Source organism: Thermoflexus sp. (assembly GCF_025055495.1).
In the GTDB taxonomy this organism is placed as follows: Bacteria; Chloroflexota; Anaerolineae; order Thermoflexales; family Thermoflexaceae; genus Thermoflexus.
Window position 1 is genome coordinate 1 of the sequence record NZ_JANWXB010000388.1, and the last position, 7,074, is coordinate 7,074.

A 7,074-nucleotide genomic window follows, 5' to 3' on the forward strand; every position below is an offset into this window, starting at 1 on the left:
GGGTTTGCGTAATTGAGGCCCGTCCGTCTGGCTATGGCCCCTCCACCTTTGCCCCCCACCCCCCGCCCCTGGGGGCGGTGGGTAGGGGGGATAAAAGATTGCTTTGGGGAGCGGAGCTGGGCGCCAACGGCGCCCGGCTCCGCCCCCAAACCCTGCAGGATCAGCGAACTGCACACCTCCTATTCTTTCAGAAGCTGAACCACACGATCCAGGATGGCCTCAGCGACGGCGGCCTTGCTCATCAGGGGAAGCGGCTCCACTCGGCCATGCGCGTCGATCAGGGTCACCCGGTTTGTCTCCACCGCAAACCCGGCTCCCGGCTCGGTGACATCGTTGGCTACAATCAGATCGAGGCCTTTGGCCTGGAGCTTCGTCTGGGCGTTCCTCAGCACATCCCCTGTTTCGGCCGCGAAGCCCACCACGACTCGAGGCTTTCCACGTTCGGCCCGGCGCGCCGCCACGCCTTCCAGGATATCCACGGTAGAGGTCAGCTCAAGGGACAACGCAGCGCCTTTCTTGATCTTCAACGGCTGCATCTGGGCCGGACGGTAATCCGCCACCGCCGCGGCCATCAACAGGACATCGGCTTCCGCGCACTCCCGCCAGACCGCTTCGGCCATCTCCGCCGCGGTCCCCACATCGATGCGACGCGCTCCTACCGGGGTCTCCAGCGTCACGGGGCCGGTGATCAGCACCACTTCTGCCCCCCGATCCAGAGCCGCCTGGGCCAGCGCGAAGCCCTGCCTCCCGGAGGAGCGGTTCCCGATAAATCGAACCGGATCGATCGGTTCGTAAGTGGGACCAGCGGTCACCACCACGTGCTTGCCCGCGAGCGGCCCTTCCCGGCCCAGGATCCGACGGATGTGCCCCAGCAGCTCCATCGGCTCTACCATCCGTCCCCACCCCTCCAGCCCCGAGGCCATGCGGCCGTAGGCCGGGCCGGCGATGGCCACACCCCGGGACCGCAGGCGTTCCACGTTCTCCTGGGTCGCCGGATGCCCCCACATCCCGACGTCCATCGCCGGGGCGACCAGGATCGGCGCGCGGGTGGAGAGACACAATGCGCTGAGCAGATCATCGGCCAGGCCATGGGCCATCTTGGCCAGGAAATTCGCCGTCGCCGGGGCGATGACCACCAGCTCAGCCACTTCCCCCAAGGTCACGTGAGGAATGGCCGTCTCCGGAGTCGGCGCCCACCAATCCGTCCACACCGGTCGGCCGGTCAGCGCATGAAACGTAAGAGAGGTCACAAAGCGAGTGGCCGCCGCGGTCATCACCACATCCACCTGCGCTCCCGCCTGGGTCAGCTTGCTGGCCAGATCCGCCGCCTTGTAGGCGGCGATGCCTCCTGTAACCCCCAGGATGATCCGCCGTCCCTTCAAGATCGGGATCGGTTCCATGTCTCCACTCCTTTATGAGGTGGAAAGCTCCCCTCTCACCGGCTGGGGAGCACCCAGGCGGCGATGATCTGACAGCCGGGCGCCTTCACGCCAGCACAATCCGATCTTCCTCTACAGCGACCACCACCGCCAGGGACTCGATGGGCACTCCCAGCCCTTTCAGTCGCTCACGTCCTCCCTCAAACCGCTTCTCGATGACCGCTCCGATCCCCACCACCTGGGCGCCCGCCGCCAAGGCCAGCCGGGCCAGGGCCAGGATCGTCGCCCCTGTCGCCAGGAAGTCGTCCACGATCAGCACCCGATCTCCGGGCCGGAGGTAATCGGCGGCCACCAGCAATGTCACATCGCCCCCCTTGGTGTGGGAAGGCGCTGTGGCGAAGAACACGTCCTCCCCCATCGTCAGGGGCTTGTGCTTGCGGGCGAAGACCAGGGGCACGCCGAGCGCATACGCGGTCATCAACGCCGGCCCAATCCCCGAGATCTCCGCGGTTAACACCTTGGTCGGATTCAGAGGGCGAAAACGCCGGGCGAGCTCCTCGCCGCAGGCCGCTATCAGGGCCGGGTCGATCTGATGGTTCAGAAAGGCATCCACCTTGATGATGCCGTTCCCCAGATGACGCCCATGACGGCGGATGGCTTCCCTTAACGCCTCCACGGTCTTTGCCTCCTGATCGAAGTGGGATCACGGATGTTTTAACCGTCGTGTGCGGATGCGGTGCTTTCATTTATCGTTTTGGAAGAACCCGGATGCGGCTCAAGAGGATACGCCGGGCCGCCGGATCTGCGCCATCGCCACTGACGGGGAGCCGCTCGCCGGTTTCCAGCAGATACATCCCGATCTCTAATATATACTCTCCAGGAGGCATTGATGGTGGAAGAGACAGCTCGTAACGATCCCGAAGCGGACGGCCGGGAATCCAGTGGGTCGTCGGATAGGCCCCTTCCAGAGGCACCTGATCGTCCTGCGCCCACACCGGATTGCCAGTGGCCGGGTTGAAGGCCTCGCCGATCAGATGGGTGAACACCACATAAGAGCGCTCGATCGGCTTTTCGGCCTCCCAGTAGAGATCCAGCAGAATCGTGCTCCCCGGATAGGCCACGGGGGGATTCCCCTCGTGCGTCCCCCTTAAGCGATAGCCCAGAAACCGGATGCCATCCCCCAGACGCGCTGACATCCGATGGGGGATCTCCGCAGGTTGCGGAGGCGACAGGGTTTGCTCCACCTGAAACCCCTCGATCCGCGCGACCCGCTCCCCGTTCCGCTCGATCTCCAGCGTGTAGCTCCCAGAGGGCGTATAAGGCGTGATAGGCAGCTCCGCCGAATACCGGAAGACACCGGACCCGTCGGGGATCGAGATCGCCTGCCGGGCGATGACTTCCTTCGATTCGTGGACCCATCGGAGCGTCCAGGAGATCGACGGGCTGGCTCGAAGATATAACCCGGACCGGATGCTCTCCCCCGGACGAAAGATCCGGCCGATCTGATCGTATCCGATGAGGATCCCTTGAGGGTCCTGAAGGGGATGAATCCAAGATAGACGAGACAAGTTCTCCTTGGGAACGGCAGGCGTTTGCGGTGAGACGGAGAACAGGATCAGCGCGTTATGCCGAAAGGAGAAGGTCAGGGAGCGATGGAAACGGGCCTCCAGCCAACGCTCGACCAGCCCCTCCGGATCTTGAAAGTGGCTTTCCACCCGCGCCAGCCAGAGGCGGGGATGGCGGGCCGCGATGTCCCGAAGCTCCGCCTCGACGGTATCGGCCCGAACCGGGGATGCCCCTCGGGGGACCAGATAGACAGGCGGCCGGGGGCCTGCTGGGTCGCCCCGCTCGTAGTAATACAGAAACGTCGGAAAGCGGTCTCCCGACACCAGGATCACCCCATCCCCCGGCCGGGCGTAGACGTGAATCAGATAGGGCAGGAGAACGGGATCCGCCTCCCAGTGCCGGGCCATGTAGTAATCCGGCAACGTCCGGGCGGCGATGAAGGCGAACCCCACGGCCAGTCCGATCACCAGGGGCCGCCTATGGATTTTCCGAAACAGGCCACCGACTGACCAGGCGAGGAGCAGCACGAAGAAAGGAAGGGATGGGATGAAGTAGCGCGCCTCCAGGCGGGGCGTATACAGAAACGAGCGAGGTTGAGTGATCCACCAGACCATCAGCAGCTGGAAGAGCAGTCCTCCTCCCAGCATCAGCCAGGCGGGATGCTGGAGGCGGTGCCTGAGTTCCGCCCACGTCCCGCCGAACCGGAAGGCCAGCCCGACGACCATCCCGGCGAGCAGCATGAGGGCGAGGCCGATCCATCGCTCCGGATAGGTCGAGATCCCGACCGTCCACAGGACCAGGCCCAGGCGCAGCACCTGAGGAAAAGACGGAGGCTGCGCCGCCGCCGACCACGTGGCCATACGAGGCAAGGCCACCGCCAGCCATAGGGCGAACGGAATCATCACCATGCCGTGGGCGAGGGCCCATCGCGGCCACAATCGTCGGGGGATCGTCAGCCAGAAGCCGAGGCTGATCGGGATCAGGGCGAAGAGGTTCAGATAAACCGAAAACAGCACCGCCGTCGCCGCCAGCGCCCACAGGATCCAGTTCCGCCATCCATCCGGGGCGCGCTGGGCCCGCAAAGCGGTCTCGAGGGCCAGGGCCACACCCAGGGTCGCCAGGGCATACATCCGGATCTCCTGGGACCACCAGATATGAAACCGGGAGAGCCCCATGAGCCAGAGGGCCAGGAGGCCTGTCGGGATCCCATCCAGCCGGCGCCCCGCTGCTCCGATCACCGCCACGGTCAGAACGCCGAGCATCGCCGACAAGTAGCGGGCGGCGAACTCGCCGTCGCCCACCAGGCGGATCCACGGCCAGAGCAGCCAGTAATAAAGGGGCGGATGGGTGTCCCGCGCCGTGCCCAGGGTCATCTCCAGGAACGGTTGGCGCGCCAGCCATACCGTGAAACCTTCGTCCCACCATACATTCTGATCGCCCAGGCGATACACCCGCAGGGCGAAGGCGAGCAGCAGGCCGGCGAGGCTGAGAACCCACCAGTGGGATCTACGCATCGCTTACTTCCGAATCCACAGGGTGCCCAGCAGGAGCGCGCGATCTGGGTGCGGCAAACTCGAGTGAACCTCGAGCCGTTCCCCGGTCTCTCTTCGATAGACGCCGATCGCGATGCGATGCATCCCCGGAGACCGGACCGCGGATAGCGGAAGCCTGCGGATCTCCCGGATGCTGACGCCGGGCTCCATCCGCTGGGGCGGCAACGTCCGCCCCACCAGATACCCATCCTCCTGAGCCAGCAATCGGCCGTCCGGATCATATAGGTGGAGAAAGATGGTCCAGTCGGCGGGGATCCGGGCAGCGGCGGTCCAGGTGGTGTAGACCCGGATCTCGCCGGCCGAGCCTTCGATGGAAGCATCGCACAGGATCAGTTCTCCTTCCCCGAACGCCGCCAGCTGAGAGGAACAGGGAGCCTTCATCCCGGACAACATGAGCTGAGGGTGGCCGCCTGAGGAGTAATCCATGATGTAAACATAATCTGCCTGCTGCACGATCTCCGCCATCCGTTGCCATCCCGGCCAAGTCCCCAGGGTTCCGAATCGAAAGCGCCACGACTGCATGATGTCCGGGAAAGAAAGCTCGACCACGGTCCACGATCTTCCCAGGTTCGCCCGGAGAAATGAGGCCAGCCCCAGGTAATCGGGGATCAAGGGAACCCCTTCATGCCCCAGCGGATAGCGTTCGTTCGAAGCGGCCAGCCAGCTGGGATAGTTCACGAAAACAAGGGTCTTGCCGCTCGGGATCTCCTGGACCTGTCGGAGGGTTTCCTCGGCGAGCCGGCCTCCTGTCTCCAGCTGCATGCGGAGCTCCAGTAGGAACTCGCCGTGGGCCAGCAGGATCCCTCCGGCCAGGATCAGCGCGGCCCATCGCCCCCAGCGACGGCGACGGGCGAGGTGGCTGATCACCCCTGCCCATAGCCAGGCGGCTCCCGCCGCCGCCAGATACATCAGGCGAGGCCCGTCCATCACATAAACAAAGGGCCGGCTGATCGCAACCGGAAGAACGGCCAGCCCATACCATCCAACGCTGGTTAGCCACAATGGAAACCGCTTCTGAAGCCAGAACACGATCGCCAGTGACGCCAGCATCCCAGCTTCCGCCAGGGCCATCTTCCATGCGCTGCCGGACCAGCTGGCTGGGACTGCCCGGATGAAAGGCGAAAGGAGGCCCTGAAGAAGATAGAGACCGTTCCACATTACGTCGGGAAGGCTGTAGCCGCCGATCGCCCTTGGGGAACCCGATAGAGAGAGCCAGAGCGCGAAGAAAACAAAGGGAAGCGCCCCGTAGATCGCCACGCGGTAGGGCGTCCACGATCCGCTCGCCGCTGGGGATCCCCGGGACAGGCTCACGAACAGGAGGATCAGCCACCCCGCCATCACGCCATGTTCAGCGGCGAAGGGAGCCGAAAACGCAAGGAGGAAGCCGATGACGGCAGCGGCAGGCCCCGGGAGCGAGGAAAAGCCGGTGGCGGTCAGGATCAGGAAGGCCACCAGCGGATGGATGATCGCGTTGGGATACGAGATTGCCTGGACGCTGAAAGGTAAAGCGCTCCGACGAGCAGGGCATTCATCAGGTGAAGGGCCAGAGCCAATCCCCGGAGCATCCGAACGGCATGCTCGCCCGAAACCTGGATCGCCGCCTTCCACAGGCTGAGCGCCAGCGGACGATAGTAACCGACGGGCCAGCGGAACGAGGTCCATATCTCCGACCACGAGGCTTCCTGGGCGGATTCCAGAACCACGGGATCATCGAACAGATAGGGCAGATTCAGCGGAGGTCCGAGGCTCCAGAGGGCCAGAGCCATCCCGCCCAGGAGGATCAGCACCCCGGTTCGCGACCGGCGTATCCAGCCCTGGATGAGCCTTCCGGTTTCAAACAAACCTTAATCCCCTCCATCTTCCTCTGTCTCCCCACCCTCCCCGGCCAGCTCCGGCATCGCCTTTTCGATCTCCTCCGGCGTCTGGCCGGCCTCCAGGCGTTCGATCACCTCCTCGAATTCGGGCCCCAGATCGCCCAGTTCCTCACCGAGCTCCTGCGTCATTCGACGCATCCAGCGGCCAATCGAACGGGGATCCTTCTCGTCCACATCCCCCAGCCAGTCCGCATCCGCCATGGATTCCAGGCGGGATTCCTCAGAACGGAGCACCCGCACCCGGGAAATCAATCGGACCAGATCCCGACTGCCACAGTAGGTGCAGGTGACTTGGCTGTGATCCACCTCAGAGAAGGTGCGGAAGAAGGCCGTCACCCGACGCCGACATTGCCGGCAGCGGTATTCGTAGATGGGCATCTTCTTCCTCCTCCATCCTGGGATGCATTCTTCGAGGAAAAATCTTTCGGGGGCGGCGCTGGCGGCCGAAGGCCCCCCGCACCGCCCCCTGAAATCCCTAAATCAAAAGAACCGTCGGGACTTCCACCACCCCCGATGGGAGGGCGGCTCCTCTCCCCGATCCCCTCTCCCCGCACCACGGAGCAGTGCGGGAAGAGGATTCAAAGGATTTGCGGGCGGGGCGGCGCCCAACGGCGCGCCGCCCCCCCCCCCACAAACAAGCCGGAACAGTCCGATTATGGGGTAGGTGTTCATTATAACCGATGGCGCGGGCCCCGGCGGCGC

Annotated in this window: 6 protein-coding genes; all 6 read right to left on the minus strand. The window is 64.5% G+C overall.

The genetic code is table 11. From position 1 onward, the window contains the following. Positions 1-179: 179 nt before the first annotated feature. Positions 180-1,400, minus strand: a complete 1,221-nt coding sequence (gene coaBC, locus NZM16_RS12545; RefSeq protein WP_295448283.1) for a bifunctional phosphopantothenoylcysteine decarboxylase/phosphopantothenate--cysteine ligase CoaBC — start codon at positions 1,398-1,400, stop codon at positions 180-182. 85 nt (positions 1,401-1,485) lie between these two features. Next, positions 1,486-2,055 (minus strand): xanthine phosphoribosyltransferase, encoded by a 570-nt coding sequence (gene xpt, locus NZM16_RS12550; RefSeq protein WP_295448280.1) that lies wholly within the window; start codon positions 2,053-2,055, stop codon positions 1,486-1,488. A 70-nt stretch (positions 2,056-2,125) separates the two neighbouring features. Next, on the minus strand, positions 2,126-4,459 hold the full coding sequence (locus tag NZM16_RS12555; RefSeq protein WP_295448278.1) for a glycosyltransferase family 39 protein: 2,334 nt from the start codon (positions 4,457-4,459) through the stop codon (positions 2,126-2,128). Positions 4,460-4,462: 3 nt separating this feature from the next. After that, positions 4,463-5,950 carry a hypothetical protein gene (locus NZM16_RS12560; RefSeq protein WP_295480685.1) on the minus strand — a complete coding sequence of 496 codons (1,488 nt, stop codon included), beginning with the start codon at positions 5,948-5,950 and terminating at the stop codon, positions 4,463-4,465. Continuing rightward, entirely contained in the window at positions 5,938-6,339 is a 402-nt protein-coding gene (locus tag NZM16_RS12565; protein WP_295480687.1) for a hypothetical protein, read from the minus strand. Before NZM16_RS12565 ends, NZM16_RS12560 begins: the two co-directional genes overlap by 13 nt. Before the next feature lie 3 nt (positions 6,340-6,342). Continuing rightward, complete coding sequence (locus NZM16_RS12570) at positions 6,343-6,750, minus strand: zinc ribbon domain-containing protein (RefSeq protein ID WP_295448271.1); 408 nt, start codon at positions 6,748-6,750, stop codon at positions 6,343-6,345. Positions 6,751-7,074 lie beyond the last annotated feature (324 nt).

Excerpts from the sequence above, each read along its gene's own strand:
- NZM16_RS12570 (WP_295448271.1), bottom strand. The coding sequence starts at position 6,750 with ATGCCCATCTACGAATACCGCTGCCGGCAATGTCGGCGTCGGGTGACG.
- coaBC (WP_295448283.1), bottom strand. The coding sequence starts at position 1,400 with ATGGAACCGATCCCGATCTTGAAGGGACGGCGGATCATCCTGGGGGTT.
- NZM16_RS12555 (WP_295448278.1), bottom strand. The coding sequence starts at position 4,459 with ATGCGTAGATCCCACTGGTGGGTTCTCAGCCTCGCCGGCCTGCTGCTC.